24 protein-coding genes are annotated in these 26733 nt (G+C 71.7%); 13 read left to right on the top strand and 11 right to left on the bottom strand.

Annotated features, from left to right (window positions below):
* Window positions 1-80: 80 nt before the first annotated feature.
* Window positions 81-1154, top strand: coding sequence for an O-antigen ligase family protein (locus tag AOK17_RS01355; RefSeq protein WP_079052726.1), 1074 nt, complete (start codon window positions 81-83; stop codon window positions 1152-1154).
* 87 nt (window positions 1155-1241) lie between these two features.
* Here the strand turns inward: AOK17_RS01355 and AOK17_RS01350 are convergent, their stop codons facing one another.
* Window positions 1242-1799: a hypothetical protein gene (locus AOK17_RS01350; RefSeq protein ID WP_055610377.1), complete on the bottom strand. Its 558-nt coding sequence runs from the start codon at window positions 1797-1799 to the stop codon at window positions 1242-1244.
* Between the two features lie 96 nt (window positions 1800-1895).
* On the bottom strand, window positions 1896-2681 hold the full coding sequence (locus tag AOK17_RS01345; RefSeq protein WP_245696972.1) for a glutamate racemase: 786 nt from the start codon (window positions 2679-2681) through the stop codon (window positions 1896-1898).
* A gap of 58 nt (window positions 2682-2739) precedes the next feature.
* Between AOK17_RS01345 and AOK17_RS01340 the strand changes: the two genes are divergently transcribed.
* On the top strand, window positions 2740-3915 hold the full coding sequence (locus tag AOK17_RS01340) for a glycosyltransferase (protein ID WP_206190645.1): 1176 nt from the start codon (window positions 2740-2742) through the stop codon (window positions 3913-3915).
* A 33-nt stretch (window positions 3916-3948) separates the two neighbouring features.
* Here AOK17_RS01340 and AOK17_RS01335 read toward each other — a convergent pair whose 3' ends face one another.
* Window positions 3949-5256 (bottom strand): TerD family protein, encoded by a 1308-nt coding sequence (locus AOK17_RS01335; protein ID WP_245696971.1) that lies wholly within the window; start codon window positions 5254-5256, stop codon window positions 3949-3951.
* A 294-nt stretch (window positions 5257-5550) separates the two neighbouring features.
* Here AOK17_RS01335 and AOK17_RS01330 point away from each other — a divergent pair, with 294 nt between their 5' ends.
* From AOK17_RS01330 to AOK17_RS01315, 4 genes are all read left to right on the top strand, one after another.
* Window positions 5551-5985, top strand: a complete 435-nt coding sequence (locus AOK17_RS01330) for a DUF6643 family protein (protein WP_055610375.1) — start codon at window positions 5551-5553, stop codon at window positions 5983-5985.
* Window positions 5986-6030: 45 nt separating this feature from the next.
* Window positions 6031-6855 carry an MOSC domain-containing protein gene (locus AOK17_RS01325; RefSeq protein ID WP_055610374.1) on the top strand — a complete coding sequence of 275 codons (825 nt, stop codon included), beginning with the start codon at window positions 6031-6033 and terminating at the stop codon, window positions 6853-6855.
* 174 nt (window positions 6856-7029) lie between these two features.
* The gene (locus tag AOK17_RS01320) at window positions 7030-7635 is read left to right on the top strand and encodes an Rv1733c family protein (protein ID WP_055610373.1); all 606 of its coding nucleotides are present in this window, start codon (window positions 7030-7032) and stop codon (window positions 7633-7635) included.
* Between the two features lie 177 nt (window positions 7636-7812).
* On the top strand, window positions 7813-10248 hold the full coding sequence (locus tag AOK17_RS01315) for a right-handed parallel beta-helix repeat-containing protein (protein WP_055610372.1): 2436 nt from the start codon (window positions 7813-7815) through the stop codon (window positions 10246-10248).
* A 53-nt stretch (window positions 10249-10301) separates the two neighbouring features.
* On the opposite strand, the gene AOK17_RS01310 is transcribed toward AOK17_RS01315, so the two are convergent.
* Complete coding sequence (locus AOK17_RS01310) at window positions 10302-12704, bottom strand: hypothetical protein (RefSeq protein ID WP_425424583.1); 2403 nt, start codon at window positions 12702-12704, stop codon at window positions 10302-10304.
* Window positions 12705-12995: 291 nt separating this feature from the next.
* On the opposite strand from AOK17_RS01310, the gene AOK17_RS01305 reads away from it, so the two are divergent.
* The gene (locus AOK17_RS01305) at window positions 12996-13832 is read left to right on the top strand and encodes a DeoR/GlpR family DNA-binding transcription regulator (protein ID WP_055610371.1); all 837 of its coding nucleotides are present in this window, start codon (window positions 12996-12998) and stop codon (window positions 13830-13832) included.
* A 216-nt stretch (window positions 13833-14048) separates the two neighbouring features.
* Window positions 14049-14531 (top strand): SRPBCC family protein, encoded by a 483-nt coding sequence (locus AOK17_RS01300; protein ID WP_055610370.1) that lies wholly within the window; start codon window positions 14049-14051, stop codon window positions 14529-14531.
* 100 nt (window positions 14532-14631) lie between these two features.
* Here AOK17_RS01300 and cds1 read toward each other — a convergent pair whose 3' ends face one another.
* Window positions 14632-15729 carry an L-cysteine desulfhydrase Cds1 gene (cds1, locus tag AOK17_RS01295; RefSeq protein WP_107102268.1) on the bottom strand — a complete coding sequence of 366 codons (1098 nt, stop codon included), beginning with the start codon at window positions 15727-15729 and terminating at the stop codon, window positions 14632-14634.
* A 398-nt stretch (window positions 15730-16127) separates the two neighbouring features.
* On the opposite strand from cds1, the gene AOK17_RS01290 reads away from it, so the two are divergent.
* A complete protein-coding gene (locus AOK17_RS01290; RefSeq protein WP_055610419.1) occupies window positions 16128-16451 on the top strand; it encodes a hypothetical protein in 324 nt (107 codons plus the stop codon).
* 227 nt (window positions 16452-16678) lie between these two features.
* Complete coding sequence (locus AOK17_RS01285) at window positions 16679-17212, top strand: ATP-binding protein (RefSeq protein ID WP_079052725.1); 534 nt, start codon at window positions 16679-16681, stop codon at window positions 17210-17212.
* A gap of 137 nt (window positions 17213-17349) precedes the next feature.
* Here the strand turns inward: AOK17_RS01285 and AOK17_RS01280 are convergent, their stop codons facing one another.
* From AOK17_RS01280 to AOK17_RS01270, 3 genes are read right to left on the bottom strand one after another with little or no spacing between them, the layout of a single operon-like run.
* Window positions 17350-19911, bottom strand: coding sequence for an ABC transporter permease (locus AOK17_RS01280; protein ID WP_055610368.1), 2562 nt, complete (start codon window positions 19909-19911; stop codon window positions 17350-17352).
* 37 nt (window positions 19912-19948) lie between these two features.
* The gene (locus AOK17_RS01275) at window positions 19949-20728 is read right to left on the bottom strand and encodes an ABC transporter ATP-binding protein (protein ID WP_055610367.1); all 780 of its coding nucleotides are present in this window, start codon (window positions 20726-20728) and stop codon (window positions 19949-19951) included.
* Window positions 20725-21060: an SHOCT domain-containing protein gene (locus AOK17_RS01270; protein ID WP_055610366.1), complete on the bottom strand. Its 336-nt coding sequence runs from the start codon at window positions 21058-21060 to the stop codon at window positions 20725-20727. The genes AOK17_RS01275 and AOK17_RS01270 overlap by 4 nt, the downstream gene beginning before the upstream one ends.
* Window positions 21061-21295: 235 nt before the next feature.
* Here AOK17_RS01270 and AOK17_RS01265 point away from each other — a divergent pair, with 235 nt between their 5' ends.
* Together AOK17_RS01265 and AOK17_RS01260 are read left to right on the top strand one after the other, a co-directional pair.
* Window positions 21296-21874: a TetR/AcrR family transcriptional regulator gene (locus AOK17_RS01265; RefSeq protein WP_245696970.1), complete on the top strand. Its 579-nt coding sequence runs from the start codon at window positions 21296-21298 to the stop codon at window positions 21872-21874.
* A 71-nt stretch (window positions 21875-21945) separates the two neighbouring features.
* Window positions 21946-22530 carry a DUF4865 family protein gene (locus AOK17_RS01260; RefSeq protein WP_055610364.1) on the top strand — a complete coding sequence of 195 codons (585 nt, stop codon included), beginning with the start codon at window positions 21946-21948 and terminating at the stop codon, window positions 22528-22530.
* A 24-nt stretch (window positions 22531-22554) separates the two neighbouring features.
* Here AOK17_RS01260 and AOK17_RS01255 read toward each other — a convergent pair whose 3' ends face one another.
* Window positions 22555-23796 carry an ROK family protein gene (locus tag AOK17_RS01255; protein ID WP_055610363.1) on the bottom strand — a complete coding sequence of 414 codons (1242 nt, stop codon included), beginning with the start codon at window positions 23794-23796 and terminating at the stop codon, window positions 22555-22557.
* An 84-nt stretch (window positions 23797-23880) separates the two neighbouring features.
* Window positions 23881-24531, bottom strand: a complete 651-nt coding sequence (locus tag AOK17_RS01250; protein WP_055610362.1) for an alpha-ketoglutarate-dependent dioxygenase AlkB family protein — start codon at window positions 24529-24531, stop codon at window positions 23881-23883.
* Between the two features lie 75 nt (window positions 24532-24606).
* Between AOK17_RS01250 and AOK17_RS01245 the strand changes: the two genes are divergently transcribed.
* Window positions 24607-25776, top strand: a complete 1170-nt coding sequence (locus AOK17_RS01245; protein WP_206190644.1) for a methyltransferase — start codon at window positions 24607-24609, stop codon at window positions 25774-25776.
* Window positions 25777-25829: 53 nt separating this feature from the next.
* Here the strand turns inward: AOK17_RS01245 and AOK17_RS01240 are convergent, their stop codons facing one another.
* Window positions 25830-26606, bottom strand: a complete 777-nt coding sequence (locus AOK17_RS01240) for an AraC family transcriptional regulator (protein ID WP_055610360.1) — start codon at window positions 26604-26606, stop codon at window positions 25830-25832.
* Window positions 26607-26733 lie beyond the last annotated feature (127 nt).

The following is a 26733-nucleotide window of genomic DNA, read 5'->3' as shown; positions in this document are numbered from 1 at the left end:
CTGACGTACGGGCCGTGGCAGGCCGGCCGGGCGGTCGGGGCCCTTCACAGGCCGGGGGCGACGGGGTGGGGTCCACAGGAATGGCGTCGGCGGCCGGTCCGGCGTCGGCGCACGAGAGACGCAGCGCGTCGGACGCGACGGGCGTGGTCGTGCTGGGGGCCTGCGCGGCCTGGTCCCTGATCACGGCGGCAGCTCATGGCGGGCGCCCCGAAGGCGTGCTCCTCGCGGTGCTCGCCGTCGCCGCCGGTTACGCCTCGGGTCGGATCTGCGGAGAGCTCCTGCCGGTCGCCGCACCCTGTGCGGGCGCGCTCGCCGGACTCGGTCTGGCGGTGGCCTCCCCGCACACCACTCAGGGAACGCAGGTGATCTCGCCGCTCGGGCAGACCGGCGCCACCGCCGCGCTGCTGGCCGTCTCCGCGGGGTCCGCGTGCTGCGCGGCCTGGGCAGCCCGTCCGCCGGGACTGCGGCTCGTGCTCCGTCTGCTGGCCGCCGGCATCGCGGCGACCGCGGCCGTCCTGGGGTCGACGTCGGGCTTCGCGGCCTGTCTGGCGGTGCTGCTGTGCTCCCTGGCCGCCGACCGTATGCAACACCGCGGCCTGGGGCTCGGCGGTCTCGCCCTGGCCGCGGTCCTGGTGACCGGGGCGACCTGGGCGGTGGCCGAGAACGTACTGCCGGACGGACTCACCACGTCGCTCGAAGGGCAGCTCACCCAGCACCGCGTACTGCTGTGGCAGGACGCGCTCGACATGGCCGGCCGGGAGCCGGGGCTGGGCGTGGGACCCGGCCGGTTCTCCGAACTGAGCCCGACCGTCACGCAGTCGCTGCTGCCCGACGGCAAACCCCACTCGGCACCCTTCCAGCAGGCGGCCGAACAGGGCGTGGTCGGCGTGGCGCTGCTGGCCGCGGTGTTCTGCTGGGTCCTGTACGCCCTGTGGCGGTCGCCGCGCCCGACACCGGTCGTGCTCACCGCGGGTGCGGCCCTGACGGCTCTGGCCGCGATCGCCGCGGTCGGCAACGCGCTGAGCTTCACCTCGGTGACGGCGGGCGCGGGCCTGCTCGCGGGCCTCGCCACGGCACGTCCCATGCTCGAAGAGGCGCCGCGGAACGCGATGGAGCCCGGTGGACGCGCCCGGAAGGACCCGCTGTCCCCGTGAGAGCCGCGGGAAGCCGAACCTCTTGCGCGGGACGCCGCGGGACGCCGAACCCTTCTCGCAGTCAGCAGGGCGGGATCTGTTCCGCGGTCAGCGGGTCGTGCCCGAGGCTGCCGCCTTCAGCCGACGGCGGATGTCCCGTACGGCCGCCTCCGCGTTGTCCACCGTGATCGTGAACGTATGGCCGTCGCCGAGCCGGAGCACCAGGCCCTCGCCGCGCCGGACCACCACGGCGGTCCCCTGTTCGGGCCGCCAGCGGTAGCCCCAGCCGCCCCACTGCCGGGGCGTCACCCGGGGCGCGAAGTCGGCGCCGATGATGTGCGACAGCGGGATGCGGCGACGCGGGAGACCCATGTGGCCGCAGCGCACCTCAAGGCAGTCCTTGTCGACCTTCACGGCGACATGCACGAACGCGAGGGTGCCGAAGAGCACCAGGAGTCCCGCGGCGATGCAGCCGACCACGGACATGACGAGAGGGGCTACGCCGGACGTCCAGGTCGAGTCGACGGCCAGCTCGATACCGAGCGCCAGACAAGCGGCACCACCGCTCGCGAGCAGCCACTGCACACGATTGGAAGCGCGGCCGTGCCATACCTCGGGGTGCGGGGCGTCGGCAGCGCCCGGTTCGCCGTGGGGGTGGTCCCTCATGCCAGAGAGCGTACTCAGGTTCCGCGATGCGGGCACCAGGTTGCGGGCTGTTACTGCTCCGGGTGGACGCGAGGTTTCCGCTTCGTGGCCGGAGGCTCAGCGGGCGGGGCTCATGGCCTGCAGCAGACGGCCCTCTTCGTACGTCAACGCGGTCTCGGTCAGCGTCCCCTCGCGTCCGCCGAGCAACACGGTGAGGCTGCCGTGTGCAGGCGCCTCGGGGGCCGGGTGCTCACCGATCCGGCGCAAGGCCTGGGCGGCCACCGCGCCTGCGGAGCCGTGCAGGACGAGCGGGGCGGCACCCGGCCGTTGCACCGCCGCGCGGATCCGTTCGGCGACCAGTTCGTAATGGGTGCAGCCCAGGACGACGGCCCTTACATCGTCGGGGGTACGTGCCGCGGCAGCGGCGATCGCGGCGTCGATGCCGGACTGGTCCGCGTGCTCCACCGCGTCGGCAAGGCCGGGGCAGGGCACTTCGGTGACGGACACCCCGTCGGCGAACTCCCGGATGAGGCCGCGCTGGTAGGGGCTGCCGGTGGTGGCGGGCGTCGCCCAGATCGCGACGGGTCCGCCGCCCGCGGCGGCCGGCTTGATCGCGGGGACCGTGCCGATGACGGGCACCCCCGGCTCAAGGCGGGCGCGCAGCGCGGGCAGGGCGCGCACGGAGGCGGTGTTGCAGGCGACGATCAGGGCGTCGGGCCGGTGCGCGGCAGCCGCCTCGGCGACGGCGAGGGCGCGGGCGGTCACGTCCTCGGGTGTGCGGGGTCCCCACGGCATGCTGCCCGGGTCCGAGGAGAGAACGAGCTCCGCGTCGGGCCGCAGACGACGTACCGCGGTGGCCGCCGCGAGCAGTCCGATTCCGGAGTCCATGAGCGCGATCTTCACCCGGTCACCATAGACGATCCGCCTCGACGGGCCTCCGGGGTGGGGCAGACTGCGACGGGTGAGCGCCCTTGTGTGGACCGCCGTCGGATCACTCGCCGCCTGGCTGTGGCTGCTCCTGGGCCAGGGCTTCTTCTGGCGTACGGACATGCGGCTGCCGCCGCGCCGGGAGCCGGACGACTGGCCGTCCGTGTGTGTCGTCGTACCGGCGCGGGACGAGGCCGCCGTGCTGCCGGACAGCCTGCCCTCGCTCCTCGCGCAGGACTATCCGGGACGGGCCGAGATCTTCCTCGTGGACGACGGCAGTTCGGACGGCACCGGGGAGCTGGCCCGTGAACTGGCTCGGCGGCACGGCGGGCTGCCACTCACCGTCGGCTCGCCCGGGGAGCCGCCCGCGGGCTGGACCGGCAAGCTCTGGGCGGTGCGCCACGGCATCGGTCTGGCACGCGCGCGTGCACCCGAGTATCTGCTGCTGACGGACGCCGACATCGCGCACGCGCCGGACAGCCTGCGGGAGTTGGTGGCCGCGGCCCGTGGCGGGGGCTTCGATCTCGTGTCCCAGATGGCCCGGCTGCGGGTGGAGAGCGTCTGGGAGCGGCTCGTGGTGCCCGCGTTCGTGTACTTCTTCGCCCAGCTGTATCCGTTCCGGTGGATCGCCGTGAAGGGGTCGCGGACCGCGGCCGCGGCGGGCGGCTGTGTCCTGCTGCGTACCGAGGCCGCCGAGCGGGCGAGGATCCCGGACGCCGTCCGGCACGCGGTGATCGACGACGTCGCGGTGGCGCGGGCGGTGAAGGGCTCCGGAGGGCACATCTGGCTGGGGCTCGCGGAACACGTCGACAGCGTGCGCCCCTACCCGCGGCTGCACGATCTGTGGCGGATGGTCTCCCGCAGCGCGTACGCCCAGCTGCGGCACAACCCGCTGGTGCTGGCCGGGACGGTGGCCGGTCTCGCCGTCGTCTACCTGGTGCCGCCCGTGGCGCTGTGCGTGGGCCTCGCGGCCGGCAACTCCGCTGCGGCGGTGGCGGGCGGGCTGGCGTGGCTGCTGATGACCATGACGTACCTGCCGATGCTCCGGTACTACCGCCAGCCGCTCTGGATCGCCCCGTCGCTCCCGGTCACCGCGCTCCTGTACCTCCTCATGACGGTGGATTCCGCGGTGCAGCACTACAGGGGGCGCGGTGCGGCCTGGAAGGGCCGCACCTACGCCCGCCCCGACGCGGCGCCCGAGCAGCCCTGAACTGTCATGCCCGGCCCGGACGGCTCCCGCCGGTCACTTCCTGCCGGGCGTCCAGTTCATGCCCCACCCGTACGCGTAGTCGACGGTGCGCTGCGGGCTCACTCCGCGATCGGGGACGAGGAAGCGGGCCTCGCGCTGGACGACGAGGTCGCTGCCGGTGTTGGTGATGAGGGCGAGCGCGCACACCGTCGAGGGGACGGTGCACTCGCCGAGCGAGAAGTCGACGGGCGCCCCGTGCAGCGGCTGCAGGGTGACCGTCGCGTCCAGGTCCGCGAAGGAACGTGCCCCTTCGTAGATGGTCACGAAGATGAGAATGCGGCGGAAGTTGCGTGTGTGGTCGAGGTTGATGCTGAGGTTCTCGCCGCTCGTCGAGGCCCCGGTGCGGTCGTCGCCGTCGAGATGGATGAACGGCGGCTGATGCAGTGCCCCGAAGGCGTTGCCCAGGGCCTGGACGACACCCTTGCTGCCGTCGGAGAGCTCGTACAGGGCGCACAGGTCGAGGTCGAGGTCCGCGTGCATGGCGACGGCCCGGCCCAGCTTGGCCTGCCACCCCGAGAACTGCTTGCGCACCTGCCAGTTGAGGTTCACTCGCATCACACCGGAGGTGCCGCCCTGCTTGGTCAGCGAGACGGACGGGGCCTCCTTGGTGAGCGTGACCTTGGTCAGGCGTACCGGGGCCGTGGGAGGAGCGGGCGGTGCGGGTGGGGCGGGCGGCGGTGTCACCGGCGCGGCCGTGACCGGCGGGACGGTGACCGGCGGCGCCACGGGAGCGGGCGGGGCCACGGGAGCCGGCGCCGCCTGCTGCGGTTCGTCCACCGAGATCCCGAAGTCGGTGGCCAGTCCAGCGAGACCGCTGCTGTAGCCCTGCCCCACCGCACGGAACTTCCAGGCGCCCTGGCGGCGGTAGAACTCCCCGAGCACGAAGGCCGTCTCGACACTCGCGCCCTCGCTGTCGAACCGCGCGATCTCCGTGCCCTGCTGTGCGTCGACGACCCGGATGTAGAGCCCGGGCACCTGCCCGAACGTGCCGCCGTCGGAGGACGCGGCGAGTACCACCGTCTCGATCGCGGGCTCCACGCGCGCGAGGTCGACGAACAACGTGTCGTTCACCTGGCCGCCGGCATTCTGCTTGCCCTCGTGCCGCACCGCGCCGGAGGAGTGGTTCGCCTGGTTGTAGAAGACGAAGTCCCCGTCGGAGCGGACCTTCCCGGAAGCCAGTAGCAGAGCCGAGGCATCGGCGTCCGGCACGCCCGGGCCCGCCTGCCATCCCAGCTCGACTCGCAGTCCCGTCGTCGGCACCGGAACGTTCGATCCCTTAGGCATTGACATGTCCGCCCCCATCGGGTGTCTCCGCGCACGACCGCGCCTCGTCAGGTTCAGTTCAACCGGCTCGTTCAGCCGTTCTGCGCCAACCTAATCCCCCGAGCGGCGAACGCCCATCACCCGGTGCGGGAGATCAACGGCCAACCCACGAGTAACCCGCCTGGAACTCGGCTTTTACATGAACTGAGTACCGGCCGCCGCCCCTTTTCGCCAAGTTCGCTCGCATTGACGATCCCACGTCACGGCCGACACGGAAAACAACCCTCTTATCGGTCTCCCCAACCAGCACATCGTGGGCTTAACTTATGTGCCATGACCTCCCCCCGCTCCACCTATGGCGGCGGTTACTACTCCGCCTCCTTCCCGGACACTCCGATCTACGACTCTCTCGTGGCCGAGCGGGGAACCCCGCAGATCGCCCCGATCCGGGTCCCCGCGGCCTATGACACGGGCAGTCACCTGCCCGCGCTGCCGTCAGCACTGCCCGCACTGCCTGCCGCGCCCTCCCAGCAGGCTCCGTCGTACGCCTACCCGCAGGCCCAACAGCCCTCGCCGCTGCAACAGGCCGCGCCGTACATCCCTCAGCAGGCCGGTGCGCCGCGCGGCTACCCGGGCCCGCAGGCTCCCCAGCCGCAGCGTCCGATGGCGGGCGGTACGGGCTACGAGGCGATGCGTCCCGCCGCGCCGCGTCCCGCCCCGGCCCCGTACCAGGAGCCCTACAACAATCAGCAGTACCGCGGTTACTGAGGAAAATCGGCCGAGGTCGTCCGTGTCCGCTGGCACGATGACCTCATGTCGAAGCCGGTGCTGCACTCGATTCACGTCTATCCGCTGAAGGCGGCCGGGGGTCACGCCCTGCGCGAGGCCGTCGTGGAGCCGTGGGGTCTGGCGGGTGACCGGCGCTGGGTGCTGATCGACAAGAACGACAAGGTCGTCACCCAACGTCCACAGCCGCGCATGGCGTTGTCCGCCGTCGAGCAAGGGCCCGACGGCGGCATTTTGCTGTCCGCGCCCGGCCGCGAGCCACTCGCCGTCCGCGTGCCCGAGCCGACCGGCACGACGACGGTGGAGATCTGGAACGACAAGGTGGAGGGGGTCGCCGCCGACGCCTCGGCGCACTCCTGGTTCAGCGACTATCTCGGCATCGGCGTGCGTCTCGTACACCTCGACGACCCTGCCGTGCGCAGGCCCATCGACCCGGAGTTCGCCCGGCCCGGCGAGACGGTCAGTTTCGCCGACGGCTATCCCCTGCTGCTCACCACGCTCGGCTCGCTCGACGCCCTCAACGCGCTGATCGCGCGGGGTGACCGGCCCGGAGAGGGCCCGCTGCCCATGAACCGCTTCCGGCCGAACGTCGTGATCGAGGGGACCGCTCCCTGGGCCGAGGACGACTGGTCCCGGATCGCCGTCGGAGAGGTCACCTTCCGGGTCGCGAAGATGTGCGGGCGCTGTGTCGTGACCACCACCGACCAGAGCACCGCCGAGCGCGGCAGGGAGCCGCTGCGCACCCTCGCCCGCCACCGCCGATTCGGCGACAAGCTCGTCTTCGGGCAGAATCTCGTGCCGGAGTCCCCCGGCTCGGTCCGCGTGGGCGATCCGGTCAGGCTCCTCGAATAGGCAACTCGAATAGGCCCTCGCCGTGGGAACACCGACGCCCGGCATGCCCGTTGAGCCTGTGTGAGAAGTTCATGAGAGGCCGGGCGCGAGGGGTGACTTCGCTCTCTCTTCGCCGGCACCGCGCGTGAACGACTCCGGTGGGGGTTATCACCGACGCGGAAGGGGGTCGGAACGTTGCGGGCCATCAGGGGACTCTGGCGCTGGCGGCACAACCCGCTGCGGCGTACGACGGATCTCGCCGAGGCGTGGCTTGCGCTGGGGGCGCTGCTGCTGATCCTCGTCGCGGCACCCCTGGCCGGTGTCCTGATCGGCGGGCTCGCCGAGGACGCCCTGCAGCAGTCCGTGCGCGAGCAGCGCCTGGACCGCCATCCGGTGGTGGCGACCGTCGTCAAGAAGGCGGACCGCACGCCGCTCGACCCCGATCCGGAGACGTCCTCGGGGCGTGACTCGCACACCCGTGTCATCGCCGACTGGAAGGCCCCCGACGGCACCGCGCGGCGGGACACGGTCATGGCCGCCCTGAACTCCCCGCGGCGCGGCGACCACTTCACTGTCTGGACGGACCTGCACGGCCGAATAGTCAGCCGTCCGCTGGACACCGCGACGGCGGCGACGCATGCGGTCCTGGCCGGGTTCGGCACGGCCGTCGCCTGCGCGGGGCTCGTCGAGGGTTCCCGGCGGCTGGTGGTGTGGCGCATGGTGCGGCGCAGGTACGACCGTCTGGACCAGGCATGGTCGCAGGCAGGCCCGGACTGGGGCAGGACGGGCACGGGCAGCTGACGGCCTCGCAGCTCCGGTCAACCGGCCGGCTCCGCGCACGCTACGGTGGACCGGCCGAGATGTTCGGCACCGTCGTGAGAGGCTGTTCTCGTTCCCCGTGCGCGGAGTTGACGCGGCCGGGTGTCGGGAAGAGCCTCTCAGGACCCGCGTACGACGAGGTGGGGGCACAGCAGCGCCATGGCACAGGGCACGGTCCAGGTGACGCACACCGGTACGTCGAGGTGGCGGCGCCGCACGGGTGAGTACGCATCGCTCGCCGCCGCCCTGGAGGCCGCGGCCGACGGTGATGTCCTCACCGTCGCCGCCGGAACCTACCGGGAGAACCTCGTCGTCCAGCGGGCGGTGACGCTGCGCGGCCCCGAGGGCTCCCCCGGTTCCGTGCGCATCGCTCCCGTCGACGGGGTACCGCTCACCGTGCGCGCCTCCGCCGTGGTCCAGGACCTGCTCGTGGAGGGCCAGGACTCGGCCGCGCCCGCCCTGCTCGTCGAGGAGGGCACACCGGAGCTGATGGACATCCGGATCGTCACCAGGTCCGCGGCCGGTATCGAGGTGCGCGGCGGCGCTCGTCCGACGGTGCGGCGCTGCACCGTCGACAACCCCGCGGGTGTCGGTATCGCCGTACTGGACGGCGGGGGCGGGGTGTTCGAGGAGTGCGAGGTCGTCGCGGCCGGCCAGTCGGGCGTCTCCGTGCGCGGCGGCGCCCATCCGCGTCTGGAGCGGTGCCGGATCCACCACACCTCTGGCGCGGGCCTGTCGGCGACCGGCGAGCAGTCCGCACTGGAGGCCATCGGCTGCGAGGTGTACGAGGTCAGGGGCAGCGGAGTACAGGTCACCGCGCGGGCCACGGCACATCTGACCGACTGCGATGTGCACCGTACGACCGCGGACGGCATCACGCTCGACACGGATGCCGTCCTCACCCTCGCCGACTGCCGCATCCACGACATCCCGGAGAACGCGGTCGACCTGCGGTCCCGCTCGGTCCTCACCATGACCCGTTCCACCGTGCGGCAGTTCGGGCGCAACGGCCTGTCGGTCTGGGACCCGGGCACGCGCGTGGACGCCAACCAGTGCGAGATCCACGACAGTACGGGCGACTACCCCGCGGTGTGGGTCAGCGACGGCGCGACGGTCGTACTCGACTCGTGCCGGGTGCACGACGTGCCGGACGCCCTGTTCGTCCTGGACCGCGGCTCGCGCGCGGACGTCGTCGACAGCGACATCTCTCAGGTCCGCAACACCGCCGTGTCGGTGAGCGACGGCGCGACCGCGCAGCTCGACGACTGCCGGATCCGGGACGCGGCGACGGGCGCCTGGTTCCGTGACCACGGCAGCGGCGGCACGCTGAACGGCTGCACCGTGGACGGCACTCAGACGGGCGTGATCGTCACCAAGGGCGCCGACCCCACCATCGAGCGGTGCACGGTCACCTCGCCCGCGGAGGCCGGCTTCTACGTGTCGGCGGGCGGGCGCGGCACCTTCAACGGCTGCCGGGTCACGGGCAGCGAGGGATACGGCTTCCATGTGCTCGACGGTTGCCGTACGACGCTGAAGAAGTGCCGTACGGAGCGGTGTGCGCGCGGTGGTTACGAGTTCGCGGACGCGGGCGGCGACCAGGCGTCCGGCACGGGCCCCGTGGTCGAGGACTGCACGAGCGACGAGAGCGCGAGTGTGCGGCCCCCGGTGCCGGAGACCGCCGTACAGACCACGAGCCAGTCCCCCGGCCTGCTGGGAGCGATCCCGGGACAGCGCGTCACCGAGCCGGAGCCGCTCGTCGCTCCCCAGGAACCCGAGCAGCCCGCGCGCTCGTCGACGGCCGTGCTCGGTGAACTGGACGCGCTGGTGGGCCTGGAGAGCGTCAAGCGCGAGGTGCGGGCCCTCACCGACATGATCGAGGTGGGCCGCCGTCGCCAGCAGGCGGGTCTCAAGGCGGCCTCGGCGCGACGCCATCTGGTCTTCACGGGCTCTCCCGGCACCGGCAAGACGACGGTCGGCCGACTGTACGGCGAGATCCTCGCCTCGCTCGGGGTCCTGGAGAAGGGGCATCTCGTCGAGGTGTCCCGGGTGGACCTGGTCGGCGAGCACATCGGCTCCACGGCCATCCGTACGCAGGAGGCCTTCGACCGGGCCCGCGGCGGAGTGCTGTTCATCGACGAGGCGTACGCGCTCTCGCCGGAGGACTCGGGGCGCGACTTCGGCCGCGAGGCCATCGACACGCTCGTGAAGCTGATGGAGGACCACCGGGAGGCGGTGGTGGTGATCGTCGCGGGCTACACGGCCGAGATGGAGCGCTTCCTGACCGTCAACCCCGGTGTGGCGTCCCGGTTCTCACGGACCATCACCTTCGGCGACTACGACCCCGAGGAGTTGCTGCGGATCGTGGAGCAGCAGGCCGAGGAGCACGAGTACCGGATCGCGCCGGGTGCGGGCGAGGCGCTGATCAAGTACTTCACGGCGATCCCGAAGGGGCCCGCGTTCGGCAACGGCCGCACGGCGCGGCAGACCTTCGAGGCGATGGTGGAGCGGCACGCGGGGCGGGTCGCCCAGCTCCCCGAGCCGAGCAAGGACGACCTCACCCTCCTGTACGCGGAGGACCTGCCGGAGCTGCCCTGAGGCCCTGCGCATCGCCCGGCTCGCACGGGCGATGCGCGCCTCGGCGTCGAGCCTCACATGGGCGTCGGCTCCAGCCGGGGCTCCTGGGACTCCTCGGGTCCGCTGTCCTCCCGTGGCCCCGGCACCTCCGGCCTGAGCCGTGCGAGCAGCTTCTCCCGCTCCTCGGCGAAAGCGGGGTCCGCCTGGTAGTCGGAGTGGCCGAGGATCGGCGCGGGGAGCGGGTGGTCCTTGGTGCGGCCGTACGCGAGAGGGTCCTTCAGGGCCTCCCGGTCGACCTGGGGGCCGCAGTCGCCGGGCAGGCGCATGGGTCCGCCTATGGGGTCGGTGGCCCGGTGCAGGTTGCGCCAGCAGTCGACCTCGCGGTGCAGCCCGCTGAGCGCGTCGGGCCCGAAGTGGGCCGGGAACCAGCGCCCGTAGAGCCGCTCCAGTGGCGAGCCGTAGGTCAGCAGCGCGACCCGCTTGCGCACCGAAGGCTTGAGCTGCCAGGCCGCGGCCGCCGCGAGGACGCTGCCCTGGGAGTGACCGGAGAGGACGAGCCGCCGGCCCTCGGTGGCACTGGTCCAGGTCGCCATGCGCCAGGTCAGGTCCGGCACGGCGCGCTCGGCGTAGCAAGGGGGCGCGAAGGGGTGTGCCGCGCGCGGCCAGAACGTACCGACGTCCCACAGGATGCCGATCGTGCGTCGGGCAGAGGGGTCCTTGTAGGCGCGGCGTCCCCAGGTGACGAACAGTATGAAGCCGACGCCGATCAGCCAGGAACCGAGCGCCTGCGCGGCCTCCGCAGCTCCCTCCACGACGGCGTACGTACCGTGCGCGGCCTCGCCGGGCGTCTCGTCGGTGGTCATCGCGCCCACCAGGGCCAGCGCGCCCAGGAGCAGGGTCACGATGGAGGTGATGCCGATGATCCGGGGCGCCCGGTCGGTGAGAGCGGCCATGGCGCGCATACGGGCGATGCGGTGGGTGCGCCCGGTGTCGGCGGGCTCGTCCTCGTAGTCCTGATCCACCGCGGCCGTCTCGATGCGGCGCAGTTGTACGGTGCGCCTGGCCAGCCAGCCGACGAGGGCGAGCAGGACGATGAGCAGCGACGGGATGACGGAGGCCTGCCAGGTCAGCAGGACGGGCGGGCCCTCGATCGTTCCTCCGGTGCCGTCCAGCCAGTCGGCGACTCGCTGGGCCACCCCGCCGGACATGACGCCGCCCAGGGCGCAGGCCAGCATCGCGACGGCGGGCCCGGCCAGACCGCGCATCGCGGTACGGGGGTCCGGGTGGGCGCGGTACAGGAGGTGGGCCACCACGCCGAGCACGATCACGAGCAGGCACTGGACGAGTGCGATGCCGCCGAAGATCGCGGCGCCACCGGGCAGTTGGCCGCCCGACACCCACTGGGGGCGCGACCAGCCGGCGTACACAAGGGTGAGGGCGAGCAGGACGAGCGAGCCGATGGGCAGCCAGCGCACCAGGGCGGCGTCGAGGTGCCGGTCGAGCCGGTGCTCGCTGCGGCCACGGCGGCAGACCACCCACACCACGACGACCCCGCCCACCACGAGCGACGCCTCCACGATCCGGCCGAGCGCCTCCAGGACGGGCGGTCCGCCGGGCTCGCGGTCGTAGCGGGCGGCGGAGGTGCCGACCGCCGCGACGATCGTCAGCAGGCCCGCGGCGGTGTGCGCCGCGCGGAGCCGGGCGACCAGTCGGCGTCCGTACCAGAAGCCCGGGCGGCCGAGTCCGGCCCGGCCGGTCTCGTCGTCGGACTCGGACCCGTACTCGATCGGCGGCTGGGACTCGTACGCGCTCCAGGTGCGGTGCGAGAGATACCAGAGGAGGACGGTGAGAGCGGCGGGCACGAGGGCGGCGAGGGCGAGTCGGCGGCCCGGCAGGCTCCACCAGCCGGCGTCGGGGCCGGCCGGGGAGAGGAAGCCCAGCCAGGAGTGCTCCTGGGCGCACCCGCCGGTGCCCGCGCACTGCCAGGCGGCCAGGTCGAGGGCGACCTCGCAGGCGGCGGCGACCAGCAGCACGGTGAGGGTCAGGCCGGCGAGTCGGACCAGCAGGCCGTAGAGCCGTACCGTGCGCTTCCGGTTGTCCCTGACCGTGGGGCGCATCCAGTGGGCGAGGTTGACCACCATGAACGGCAGGAGCAGCAGCCACAGGGCGCGGGAGCCGTTGCCGGACGTGAGGTTGCACCAGACGTACGCCTCGGGGACCGGTTTGCCCGGGGCCTGGTCGAGCCGCTTCGCCGCCTCCTTCTCCGCTTCGACGTCGTCGGCGCGGCGGAAGACCGCGGCCGTGTCGTCGCCGGTGATCCGGACGGTGCGCGGATCGTTGAGCATCTCCTGGGGCGTCGTACCGCCGACGCCGTGGACCAGGAGTTCGAGAGCGGTGCCGGCCGTCGCGGGCCGCCGCTCGGAGTCGGGAATTTCGTTCGCCTCATGCGGCGAGGCATGCCTCTGTGAACGCTCCACTGTTCTGCTTCCCCCGTGATGCCCGTACGGCACGTGTCATGTTCAGGTACAAGGGTCCCGCCTCCGGGACAGTTGCGCACCACTCGTCACGGAATCTCCCCGATCCGTGTGACAGTGACGCACGGAAGATGGCAGCGTGACGTGTGCGCGTCGCCACAGGCAGTGGCGCGACCTGCGGTGACCCATGCGAGGATGGGGCATCCCATGGACCGGAGGTGAGGGTGAATGTCCTTGTCGGAGGGGGTTCGGGGACCTGCCGGACGTGTCGAGGCGAAGGGAACCGGAGCGGACGTGAGTGAGAATCAGAACCTCCTCGCGGAGCAGCGGCGCGCTCTGATCCTCGACGAGGTCCGGCGGCGCGGCGGGGTCCGCGTCAACGAACTCACCAGGAAACTCGGCGTGTCGGACATGACGGTCCGCCGCGATCTCGACGCGCTCGCCCGTCAGGGCGTGGTGGAGAAGGTGCACGGCGGAGCGGTCCCGGTGGTCGAGGCGAGCACGCACGAGCCGGGCTTCGAGGCCAAATCGGGTCTGGAGCTGTCCGCCAAGGAGGACATCGCGCGGGCCGCCGCGGCGATGGTCGCACCGGGCACGGCGATCGCCCTGTCGGGCGGCACGACGACCTACGCGCTCGCCCATCAGCTGCTCGACGTGCCGGATCTGACGGTCGTGACCAACTCGGTGCGGGTGGCCGATGTCTTCCACGCGGCGCAGCGCACCTCGGGACAGCGGCAGGGAGCGGCGACGGTCGTACTGACCGGTGGCGTGCGCACGCCGTCGGACTCGCTGGTGGGGCCCGTCGCGGACCAGGCGATCGCGGCGCTCCACTTCGACGTGCTGTTCCTGGGTGTGCACGGCATATCGGTGGAGGCCGGCCTGTCCACGCCGAACCTGGCGGAGGCCGAGACCAACCGGCGGCTCGTCCAGTCGGCGCGGCGTGTCGTCGTGGTCGCGGACCACACCAAGTGGGGCACGGTGGGCCTGAGTTCGTTCGCCGCGCTGGAACAGATCGACACGCTGGTCACGGACGACGGACTGCCCGCCGGGGCGCGCGCGGAGATCTCCGAGCATCTGCGGCGCCTGGTGGTGGCGGGCGAGCCCGAGGACGAGAACGAGACGGACGCCTGACGGAGACGGACGCCTGACGGCTGGGGGGCGTCTGACGGCGGCGAACGCCTGACAGCGGCGGACGTCTGACGGCGGCGGGGCATCGGTGGGCGGTACAGACAGCTGACGGGCCGCCAGCTATGGTGACGATGCCTCGTCAACCGCCGTGTTGTGGGGCTGCGTTCGGATTCGTTCCCCGTATGTTCCCGCGAGTTGTTCCCGCGAGGGGGTCCGTACATGGCACACCGACTTCGTCCGGTGGGACTCGACTTCGTCGAGACCGCTCCCCTGCGCCTGGTCTTCGCGAGAGTGATCGCCTCGCCTCCCGAGACCGTCTATCGCGCGCTCGCCGAGGACGTGACCGGCTGGTCCGAGTGGTTCTCGGCGGTGAGAGCGGCCCGCCCGACCGAGGACGGGACCGGGCGGCAGGTCCGGCTGAAGGGCGGAACACGCTTCGAGGAGACGATCCTTGCGGCCGAGCCCTCCGAGGTCTACACGTACCGCGTCGACGTGACGAACGCTCCTGGCACCCGCGCCCTCGTAGAAGAGTGGCGCCTCACCCCGGACGGCACGGGCACAAGAGTCCAGTGGACCTGGGCCGCAGACGGAACGGCACCGTTCCGCTTCGCGATAAAGCTGGGCCGCGCGGACCTGGGCCGGGCGTTCCGGGACGCGGTGACGAAGCTGGACCGGAAACTGAGCTCCACGCACGCGCCCTGAACCTGAAGGGGCACAGGGCGGCTACATCGTGCGGCTCCGCCGCGTGGGCGCGACCGGCCACGACGCACTCGCGGACGCGGTTGCACGCGCGGCGAACTCCTCAGTCCGGCCAGACCCCCGTCGCCAACAGCGACGAGATCGCCGCGGCGTACGGCTCGACGTCCAGCCCCTGACCAGCCACCCACTCGTCCGAGTAGTACTTGTCCAGATACCGATCCCCCGGGTCGCACAACAGCGTGACGACGCTCCCGGTCCGCCCCGCGGCCACCATCTCCGCCACGATCTTCAGCGCACTCCACAATCCCGTACCGGTCGAGCCCCCCGCCTTGCGCCCGATGGCCGCTTCCAGTGCCCGCACGGCGGCCACGCTCGCCGCGTCCGGCACCTTCATCATGCGGTCGATGGCCCCCGGCACGAAGCTCGGTTCCATGCGCGGCCGGCCGATGCCCTCGATGCGCGACCCGCAGTCGGTGGTGACGTTCGCGTCGCCCGTGGTCCAGCCCTCGAAGAAACAGGAGTTCTCCGGATCGGCCACACAGATACGGGTGTTGTGCTGCATGTAGTGCACGTACCGGGCGATGGTCGCCGACGTACCGCCTGTGCCTGCCGTGGCGACGATCCAGGCCGGTTCGGGGTAGCGCTCCAACTCCAGCTGGCGGTAGATCGATTCGGCGATGTTGTTGTTGCCGCGCCAGTCCGTGGCCCGCTCCGCGTAGGTGAACTGGTCCATGTAGTGCCCGCCGGTCTCGGCCGCGAGGGCCGCCGACTCCGCGTACATCGTCCGCGGGTCGTCCACGAAGTGGCACTGTCCGCCGTGGAATTCGATCAGACGGCACTTCTCGGGGCTGGTCGTGCGGGGCATGACGGCGATGAAGGGCACCCCGATCAGCTTCGCGAAGTACGCCTCGGAGACGGCGGTGGAGCCGCTGGACGCCTCGATGACGGGGCGGTCGCGGCGGATCCAGCCGTTGCACAGGCCGTACAGGAACAGCGAGCGGGCCAGGCGGTGCTTGAGGCTGCCGGTGGGGTGGGTGGACTCGTCCTTGAGATAGAGGTCGATGCCCCACTTCTCGGGCAGCGGGAAGCGCAGGAGGTGGGTGTCGGCCGATCTGTTCGAGTCGGCCTGGACCTTCCGTACGGCTTCTTTGAGCCAGTGCCGGTACTCCGCGTCGCTGTGATCGACATCGAGCGTGGCCATCGGCTCATGGGTGCGGGCCTGCTGTGGGGTGGTCACGGCGGGGCTCCTTCGGTTGTGCCGACGCCGGTTCACGCGGCCGGACACCTCGATCATATGCACCTTCCGCACGCTTCTCACCTGCATAAACACACCTTTGAGCACCTCAAAGGAACCCCTGGTGCGGCCCGCTTCGGGCGGTAGGGGGGCGCATTCGCGCGAGTGCGCCGGAGAGCACCCGTGACGTCGTCATGCGCACTGGTGCTCGACACCGAAGGCGGGCAGACTGCACCGCATAGGACGCCGGTCCGGGCGGGGACGCACACTGGAGCGGGATCCACCCGGGTGTCGGCGTGGCCAGACCGAAGCAGGTGTGGCAGGACCGAAGCACACGGGCCGAAGCGCACAAGGGGGCGGGGCACATGGCGGAGCCGGAGTTCACGGCCACGGGCGTGCGGATCGGAAAGAGGCTGCGTTCGCTCACCCGGGCCGGACAGGTCCGGATCAGCGACGGCAGGCTGGAGTTGCTGACCAGTTACGGCAGCGAGATCGACAGCGCACCGGTGCAGGCGGTCCGGGCGTCGAAGCCCTGGTTCGCCCATGACGACCGGGCCTTGGCGGATGTCAACGGCACGCGCTATCTGCTGACGCTGGGGGATCACGACCCGGCTCCGGGGGAACCGGGCCCACCGGCTGCCAGCCGGTTCATCGAGGCCGTGCGCAAGGCGGCGGGACGCGGGCGCTGAAAGCCCTCCCGTTGCCGGTCCGGTTGCCAGGGACATCGCCACGGACACCGCGAGTTGCGAGACCGCACCTCCTGCGTCACGCTGTTCTCACGTCACTCTGGGTTTACCGGCGATAACGCTGCGAACCAGCCCGCCGGGCACCAACCGCGGGCGGTCGTTTGCACTCAGGCCGCCCGCTGGATCCGCACTCCGTCTTCTTCCGGACCTCAATTCGGGGAGTCGCAGCCGTGATCAGCCAGCCAAGCAGGCATTGCACGGTGGAGCTCCAAGCCCTGCCGTCGCGGATCGGCCAGGTCCGCAGAATCGTATCTGCACAATTGCGCTACTGGCATCTGGATCCCTTGATAGACCGGGCCGCGCTCGGCGTCACGGAGCTCCTGACCAACGTCCACCGGCACGCCGTGCCCGACAAGCTGTGCACCGTGGAGATCGAGCTGCTGCTCGACCGGCTCACGGTCTCGGTGCACGACAACGATCCACGCCTTCCCGAGGTGCGGGACGCCGACTGCTCCGCGACCTGCGGACGCGGTCTGGCGATGGTCGCCGCGTTCAGCGAGAGCTGGGGTGTGCGGCCGGACGGCGAGTCGGGCAAGGTCGTGTGGTTCACCCTTCCGGCCGCCTCCGCCATGGCGGGTCTGCCGGCCTGTCCGCCGTACGGCGCAGCCGCCGAGTCGCCCGCGCGCAGTTTCGCGGAGGTGGAGCACGCCGCCGGCACGCTCAGGACCGGACACGCTCCCGCCCGGTCGGCCGTTGCCGGCTGACCGGGCGGTGACCGGGGCCTCCTGCGCCGATCGGTGGCGAAGGTCCGCCGCTCGGTGGCGAAGGCCCGCTGTCCGTTCCACTCAGTGGCGAGGGCGTACGCGTCCGTCCGCTCGGTGGCGGAGGCACGCCCAGCCGTCTACTCGGTGGCGATGGCGCGCAGTACGTCCAGGCGCGCCGCCCGCCGGGCCGGGCGCACGCCCGCGAGGGCTCCGGCCGCGACCCCCACGAGGGCCACCACGGTGAGCTGGAACGGCGGCATCGCGAAGGCGAAGGCGCTGTCGGACGCTCCGTCGGATGCCTTGACGAGCACCCAGCCGAGGAATCCGCCGAGTGCGAGTCCGCCCACCGTGCCGAACGCGGCGACCAGCACCGACTCCCAGCGGACCATGGCGCGCAGTTGCGCCCTGGTCTGCCCGACGGCCCTCAACAGACCGAGTTCGCGGGTGCGTTCGTGGACCGCGAGGGTCAGCGTGTTGGCGATGCCGAGCAGTGCGATGAGCACCGCGAGCGCGAGGAGCGCGTAGACCAGGGTGAGCATCATGTCGATGCCGCCGGCCGAGGACTGCGCGTACTCGTCGCGGGTCTGCACCTCCGGATTGCCGTACGCCGTCGCGACCTTCTCGACCGCCGCCTTGCCGTCGGCCGCGCTCACGCCGTCCTTGAAGGTGACGGCCACGAGCGTGTCGGAGTCCTGGGTGCGGTGCGGGGCCCAGGCGTCGCGGGTGATGACGTAGTCGCCGGCGAGCTCGGACCGGCCGTAGACCGCACGGACCGTGAAGGTCTGCTTCTTGCCGTCGGTGAAGGCCAGTTGGGCGGTGTCACCGGTCTTGAGGCCCAGCTTGTCGGCCTCGCTCCCGGTGATGGCGATGCCGTCGTCGCCCAGGTCGCGCATCGATCCCTGTACGTTGCCGAGGTCGAAGGTGCGCTCCAGCGCGACCGGGTCGGTGACGGTCAACGCCCGCCCCTCGCCGTCGACTTCGGCGACACCGCGGCCGAGTCCCACGGCCGTGTCGATCTCGGGCCGCTCGGAGATCGCGGTGGCGAGCCGCGGGCTCAGTCCGCTTCCGCCCGCGCCGAACGACGGGGTGCTCACCGCGACGTCGCCCGCGAAGGACCGGGACACCGTCTGGTCCATGGTCGCCTTCAGCGAGGCGCCGAAGACGGTGAACAGCGAGACGACGGCGACGCCGATCATCAGCGCGCTCGCGGTGGCGGCGGTCCGCTTGGGGCTCCGCAGGGCGTTGCGCCTGGCCAGGCCGCCGGTGACTCCGCGCAGCTTGTCGAGCGGGCTGCCGAGGACGCGTACGGCGGTGGTCGAGGCGACCGGGCCGAGGACCACGAAGGCGGCGAGCGCCAGGATCGCGCCGCTTCCGGCGAGCCACAGGGACGGGCTGACGATGACGCCGGTCAGTGTGACGGCGACCGCCAGCGCGGCGAGACCGGTGCCCACGACGGCACGGGTGCGGGACGCGCCGGACTGGTCGACGGCCGTCTCCCGCAGGGCGGCCAGTGGTGCGGTGCGTCCGGCGCGTACGGCGGGCAGCAGCGCGGAGCCGAGGCAGACCAGGATGCCGACCGCGAGCGGCAGGATCATGGACAGCCCGCTGATCACCAAGTCGCCCTCGGGGAACGGGAATCCGATGGCCGGGAACAGTGCCTGGAGTCCGGCGGCGATGCCGATGCCGCCCGCGAGACCGGCGGCGGACGCGACCACGGCGACGACGCTCGCCTCGACCAGGGTCGACGCGGTGACCTGCCGGCGTGAGGCACCCAGAGCGCGCAACAGGGCGTTCTCACGGGTGCGTTGGGCGACGACGATCGCGAAGGTGTTGTGGATGGAGAAGGTCGCGACCAGCAGCGCCACACCGGAGAACACCAGCAGGAAGGTGGTGAAGAGCGACAGGAACTGCCCGGAGATCATGTCCGTGTTCTCCTCGGCCAGCTCCTGGCCGGTGATCGCCTCAACCCCCTTGGGCAGTACGGGAGTCAGGGCGTCGACGAGTTCCTGCTGACCGGTGCCGGGCCCGGCCCGCACCAGGATGCTCGCGGCCTCACCGGGCTTCGCGGTCAGGTACTTCTCGGCGTCGGACCGGGTCATGCCGGTGTAGGTCACCTGGGCCATGCCGTCCTCGCCGCCGAAGGTCGCGAGGCCGACGATCGTGACCTTGACCGGGTCGGGGGTCCGCAGGGTCGTCGTGTCGCCGATCCTCAGGTCGCCCTTCTCGGCGGCGCCCCGGTTGACGACGACCTCGCCGGACTTCGACGGGGCGCGGCCTTCGGCCAGTTGGTACGAGTTGAGCTTCGGGTCGTCGATCCAGTTGCCCGCGAGGGTGGGCGGGCCCTGGCCGCCGATGGGCTTGCCGTTGGCGCCGACGAGCTGTCCTGCGCCCTGGATGTCGGGCTCGGCAGCCGCGACACCCGGGGCCTTTTCGACGGCCGACACCAGGCCGGTGTCGACGGGCTGCCGCACGCCCTGGCTCTCGCCCGGCGTGGTGATGGTGCCGGCGCTGCGGACGACGGCGTCGGTGCCGCTCGTGGCGTTGCCGAACATCGTGTCGAAGCTGGCGCGCAGGGTGTCGCCCATGACGAGGGTGCCGGCCAGGAAGGCGACGCCGAGGAGCACCGCCAGGAACGTGCCGGCGAAGCGGCGCTTGTGGGCGCGCAGGGACGAGACGCTGATGCGCACGGAGGCGTTCATGACGACTGCGCTCCCTTCCCGTTGCTGTCGAAGGCGTTCATGACGGCGGCGCTCCCTTGCTGTCGAAGGCCTTCATGCGGTCCAGCACCTTGTCGGCCGTGGGGGCTTCCATCCGGTCGACGAGCCGCCCGTCGGCGAGGAAGACGACTTCGTCGGCGTGTGCGGCGGCTACCGGGTCGTGGGTGACCATGACGACCGTGCGGTCCATCTGGCGTACGGCCCGGCCCAGGAGGTTCAGGACCTCCTCGCCGGAGCGCGAGTCGAGGTTGCCGGTCGGCTCGTCGGCGAACACGACGTCCGGCTGTCCGGCGAACGCCCTTGCCACGGCGACGCGTTGCTGCTGGCCGCCGGAGAGTTCGGAGGGCCGGTGGTGCAGCCGGTCGCGCAGTCCGACGACGTCGACGAGCGCGTCGATCCACTCCTGCGCCGAGGCGTCGCCCCAGCCGCCCGCGAGGTCCATGGGCAGCGTGATGTTCTCCGCGACGGTCAGCGTCGGGACCAGGTTGAAGGCCTGGAAGACGAAGCCGATGCGGTCGCGGCGCAGCAGTGTGAGCCGGCGGTCGTCCAGGCTGCTCAGCTCGGTGTCGCCGATGAACGCGGCGCCCGAGGTGAGGGTGTCCAGGCCGGCCGCGCAGTGCATCAGGGTGGACTTGCCGGAGCCCGAGGGCCCCATGATCGCGGTGAAGCGTCCGGCCCGAAAGGTGACGCTCACCCCGTCCAGGGCCCGGACGGCGGTGTCGCCGCTGCCGTACACCTTCACGGCGTCGGCGACACGTGCCGCGGTCCGCGTGGCCTTCGTGGCGGTCGCGGTGCTCATGCCGCACCGCCCTTGCCCATACCCGTACCCGGACCCGTACGACCGAAGTCGGTGCGTCCGAACTGCTCGTCGAGGACGGAGAGCCGACGCCAGTACTCGTCCTCGTCGATCTCGCCGGAGGCGAAGCGCCGGCCGAGCATCGCGATCGGCGAGTCGCCGGTCGGGCGGACGTCCGCCGCGGTGCGGTCCATGCCGCGCCACGGGCCACGACGACCGCGCCACACGGTACGGCGCAGGACGGTCACGACGCCGATCACGACGGCCGCCCAGATCAGCGGGAAGAGAAGGATCCACGGGCCGGGCCCGCCGTCCCAGTGCGCCAGGGTCTGCATCTGAAGTCATCTCCTCGGTGGGTGTTCCGGTGATGCTTCGAGACTCGCGCCGGGAGGGGGTCCGGGTCGTCGTACGGCCAGCGGCAGTACGCGTACCTCCGCGGGAGTAGGAACGGGGGGCTCCGCTGCTCCCTCGACCACTCCCCTGCTCCCTTACTGCCTTGCTGCATTGCTCCCTCGATTTAATCCGCTTTGCTCCCTCGATTCTGTACCTACTAGTATGTACAGTGATTTCATGAGCACTCCGGAGCGGTTGATCGAGGCCACGCGCGAGCTGTTGTGGGAGCGGGGGTACGTGGGGACGAGCCCGAAGGCGATCCAGCAGCAGGCCGGGGCGGGTCAGGGCAGCATGTACCACCACTTCGCGGGCAAGCCCGATCTGGCGCTCGCCGCGATCCGGCGCACGGCGGAGGAGATGCGCGCTACCGCCGAGGGAGTACTCGGCGGCCCGGGTTCTCCGTACGAGCGTGTCGAGGCGTATCTGCGTCGCGAGCGCGATGTGCTGCGCGGCTGCCCGATCGGGCGGCTGACCATGGACCCAAACGTCGTCGCGAGCGAGGAGCTGCGCGCGCCCGTCGACGAGACGCTGGACTGGCTGCGCGAGCGGCTCGCGGGGCTCGTCGAGGAGGGGCAGGAGCGGGGCGAGTTCGCGCCCTCGCTGGACGGCGAGGAGATCGCCGCGACCATCGTCGCCACGGTCCAGGGCGGGTACGTCCTGGCCCGCGCGTCCGGCTCGACCGCCGCCTTCGACACGGGAGTTCGCGGACTGCTGTCGCTGCTCGCCGTCAACTCCCCCGCGCGTACGGACGCTTAGAGCCGGTCACAGCCGTAGAACCGCAAACCCGTCAGCCGTCAGCCGTGGACCGTCAGCCGTTGGAGGCATCGATGCACGCCATGCAGTACGAGATAACCCTGCCCGCCGACTACGACATGGACATCATCCGCGGCCGGGTGGCCCGCGTCGGACATCTCCTCGACGAATGGGACGGACTCGGCCTCAAGGCCTACTTGCTGCGCGAACGCGGAGTGGACGGCTCACAGGTCAACCAGTACGCGCCGTTCTACCTGTGGCACACGCCCGAAGGCATGAACTCCTTCCTCTGGGGGCCCGGATTCCAGGGGCTCGTGAACGATTTCGGGCGCCCTGAAGTGCAGCACTGGACGGGTCTCGCGTACGAGGACGGGGGCGCCGCCGGTGCCACACCCGAGGTCGCGGTACGTCGGCGCGTGAGCATGCCGGAGGGCGTACCGCTCGCCGAGGTGACGGAGGAGGCAATGCGGGTGACCGGGCGGCTGGCCTCACTGGACGGGGTGGTTGGTGCCGCTGTCGCCGTCGATCCGCGTCACTGGGAGGTCGTGCATTTCTCCCTCTGGGCGCATGACTCGCCCAAGGTGGCCGGTGAGGTGTACCGGGTCCTGCATCTCTCGGCGCCGGAGCGTGACCGCCTCCGGCGGGGGCGCCAGTGGTGAGGGGGGCGCTGCAAGTGCGTTCTCTCAGATCTGGGCCAGCGCCGCGATCGGGTCGTCGAGGACCGGCTGCCAGGCCAACTCGGCCGCTCCCACCAGGCTGTTGTGGTCCAGTGTGCAGGCGAGGATCGGGACGCCGCCGCTCTGGCCCCACAGGCTCCGGTCGGCCACCACGGCGCGCAGCCGCTCGGGGTCCGCGTCGAGGAGGGTGCGGTGCAGTCCGCCGAGGATGATGCGGTCCGGGTTGAGGATGTTGACCAGGCCCGCGAGACCCAGGCCCAGCCGGTCGATCAGGGCCTGGACGGCCGTGCGTACGGTCGGGTCGGCGTACTGATTGCGGATCAGGTCGTTGGACTGCTGGAGCAGCGACACCTCGGGGCCGGGGTCACGGCCCGCCGCCGTCAGGAACGCCAGGGGGTCCGCCTCGACGTCCAGGCAGCCGCGGCTGCCGCAGTGGCAGGGGCGCCCCTCAGGATTGACGGTGAGGTGTCCGACTTCCAGCGCCAGCCCCGAACTGCCCATGTGCAGGCGCCCGTCGAGGACGAGCGCGCCGCCGACTCCGCGGTGTCCGGTCGCCACGCACAGCAGGTCGCGGGAGCCGCGGCCCGCGCCGTGCCGGTGCTCGGCGAGTGCGGCGAGGTTGACGTCGTTGGCCGCGAACGCCGGTCCGGTGATCCCGGCCGCGCGGACGCGCTCCGCGAAGATCTCCCGTACGGGTGCGCCCGCGGGCCAGGCCAGGTGGAGGGGGTTGAGGGCGGTGCCCTCGGGTTCGGCGACGGCCGACGGTACGGCGAGGCCCGCGCCCACGCAGCGGCGTCCCGTCTCCCGGAGCAGCTCGGCGCCCGCCTCGACGACCGAGCCGAGCACCTTGGCCGGGTCGGCATCGACGGTCTCGCAGCCGGGGGCGGTCGCGACGAGACGGCCTCCGAGGCCGACCAGGGCGGCACGGAAGCCGTCGGCGTGCACCTGGGCGGCGAGGGCGACGGGCCCGTCCTCGGCGAGTTCGAGACGGTGCGAGGGGCGGCCCTGCGAGCCGGCTGCCGCACCGGGGCGCGCGTCGACGTGGATCAGTCCGAGCGCTTCGAGTTCCGCGGCGACCGCGCCTGCCGTCGCTCGTGTGACACCGAGCTCGGCGGTGAGTACGGCCCGCGTGGGCGCGCGTCCGGTGTGCACGAGTTCCAGGGCGGGCCCGAGCGCACCCCTTCCTCGGTCCAGGCGTGTCCTGGTGCTTCCTTCTCCCGCCGCGCTGGGGGCCGCATTGCCGCTCATGAGGGCGAGTCTCCCATGATCCGGTCGTTCCGTGGCCAGGGCAACGACCCGAACGAACCGGACGAGCCGGATGAACCCGCCGGCTTAGAGGCCGCTCACCCGCAGCGTGACGTTCAGGCGCCCGGTCAGGCCCAACTCCGGTGGTGCCGTGCCCGCCTGCACGCGCGGCACCCCGTGGTACGCGAGCCGGGCGTCCCCGCCGAACACGAACAGGTCGCCGCTGCGCAGTTCCACATCCGTGTACGGGCGATTGCGCGACTCGGTGTTGCCGAACCGGAAGAGGCAGGCGTCGCCAAGGCTCAGCGACACCACCGGGGCGTCGGACTTCTCGTCGCTGTCGCGGTGCATGCCCATGCGGGCGTCGGCGTCGTAGAAGTTGATCAGGGCGATGTCGTACGCCGCTTCCGTGGCCGCTTCCGGGCCGAGCGTGTCGACGACCGCGCGGCGGCCCAGCTCCCCCAGCCACTCGGGGAACTCCTTCACCGGCGCCCCGTCCCCGTCGACGACCGTGCGCGCATACCCGTACGGGTACCAGTGCCGGCCCAGGCAGACCTGGCGGGACGTCATCGTGCCGCCGCCCGGTGTGCGGACCGTGCGCAGCCCCGCGGGCGGGCGTGCCCAGGCGCGGCAGGCGTCGAGAAGTTCGCTCTGACGATCGGCGGTCAGCCAGTCCGGCAGGTGTACGGCGCCCGGCGCGATCTCCGTACGGGCCCGGGGGAACAGCTCGGCGTCCATGGCTCCCATACTCGCGCACGGCCCCGGATGGACACCGGAAACCCCCTGAGCTGCGCCTCGGATAGCCTGGACCCAATGACCGACCGTATGACGACCCCCTCGGCCGAGCTGCAGCTGGCCCGCTTCCCCGAGGACTCCCGTGACCAGCTCCGTGCGTGGGACGCCTCCGACGAGTATCTGCTGAAGCATCTCGCGGACAGCGACCAGGCACTCGACGGCACGGTGGTCGTGGTCGGCGACCGGTGGGGCGCCCTCACGACGGCTCTCCGGGCCCACCGGCCGGTGCAGATCACCGACTCGTTCCTCACCCGGGAGGCGACCCGCGCGAATCTGGCGCGCAACGGCGCGGACCAGGATTCCGTACGTCTTCTCACCACCCAGGACCCGCCCGTCGAGCGCGTCGACGTGCTGCTGGTGCGGGTGCCGAAGAGCCTCGCGCTCCTGGAGGACCAGCTGCTGCGCCTGGCGCCGGCCGTGCACGAGGGGACGGTCGTCATCGGCACGGGCATGGTGAAGGAGATCCACACCTCGACGCTGAAGCTGTTCGAGCGGATCATCGGCCCCACCCGGACCTCGCTGGCCGAGAAGAAGGCCCGGCTGATCTTCTGCACGCCGAATCCGGGGATCACCAGACCGGCCAACCCGTGGCCGCACAGCTACACGCTGCCAGAGAGAATCGGTCCCGCCTCCGGCCGTACGGTCGTCAACCACGCGGGCGTCTTCTGCGCCGAGCGCCTCGACATCGGCACCAGGTTCTTCCTCCAGCACCTGCCGTACGAGGGCGGGGCCGAGCGCGTCGTGGACCTGGGCTGCGGCAACGGAGTCGTCGGTACGGCGATGGCGCTGGCGCGGCCCCGGGCCGAGACGCTGTTCCTGGACGAGTCGTACCAGGCGGTGACCTCGGCGGAGGCGACGTACTGGGCGAACACCGACGACACGGTGGAGTACGGCAAGGCGGAGTTCCGCGTCGGCGACGGGCTGGAGGGCATTCCGGACGCGAGCGTCGACCTCGTGCTGAACAATCCGCCCTTCCACTCGCACCAGGCGACGTCCGACGCCACCGCCTGGCGGATGTTCACCGGGGCGCGCCGGGCGCTGCGGCCCGGTGGCGAGCTGTGGGTGGTCGGCAACCGTCATCTCGGCTACCACGTGAAGCTGCGGCGTCTCTTCGGCAACAGCCAACTGGTCGCGAGCGACGCGAAGTTCGTGGTTCTGAAGGCCGTCAAGGAGTCCGCGGAGTCCTGAGGGGAGTTCGCAGGCGCCCGACGGCGTTCGCAGGTGCCCGATGGCGTTCGCGCTCAGGCGGCGCTCGTCTCGCCGCGCAGGGCTCGCGGGGACGCTCCCAGTTCGCGTCGGCACGCCTTGTTGAAGGCCTGCAGGTCGGGGATGCCGACCGACGCGGCGACCGCCGGGATCGACAGGGTCGAGGCCCGTAGCAGGTGGTGGGCGCGGTCGAGCCTGCGGCGCCGGATGTACGCGACGACGGTGCCGCCCGTGGTGGCGCGGAAGAGCCGGGTCAGGTGGTTGTGCGAGACGCCGACGGCGTGGGCCACGGCGGGCACGGTGAGCGGGGCGGCGAGGTTCGCCTCGACATAGGCGATCGCGGCGGTGACGGCGGGGTGCGGTCCGGGCCGTTCGGCCGCCGGGGCGAGATGGGCGATGCGCCACAGAGCGGTCCAGATCTCGGCCCGGGTGCGCTCCGGCTCACCCGGTGCGGAGGCGACCGCCTGGAGCAACAAGCCGGTCAGCATGGGGAGTTCGGGTCCGGCGTCCTGCATCACGGGCACGGTGCGCGGCGACCCCGCGGGGGCGATGCGCAGATGCGCGTACAGGTGCTCCGAGCGGCCCCGATAGCGGTAGCGGACCGTCGTGCCGGGCGGTACGAGGCTGACTCGGCCGGGGCGGATGACGTGCGCCGTTCCGTCGACGGTCAGCTCGGCCTCGTACTGGTACAGGTGCAGTTGCCACAGCTCCGGCAGTCGGAAGACGTCCGTACGGCTCGCGACGCCGTGCACGCCGACGCCCGCGTTGGCGACGACGGGCGGCTCCCCGAGGTGGATCTCCGTCTCCCGCATGGTGAAAAACTACCAGCGGTGGTGAAACGGGCCAACGCGCCGGACGGGCCCCGCTCCGTACGTTCGGACCATGACGAATCCCGAGCATCCCCCGCCGCCTCTCCCGCCTCCCCTCCCTCCTTCGGTC

Source organism: Streptomyces phaeochromogenes (genome assembly GCF_001418655.1).
GTDB lineage: Bacteria > Actinomycetota > Actinomycetes > Streptomycetales > Streptomycetaceae > Streptomyces > Streptomyces phaeochromogenes.
This window is presented reverse-complemented; position numbering and strand designations above follow the sequence as displayed.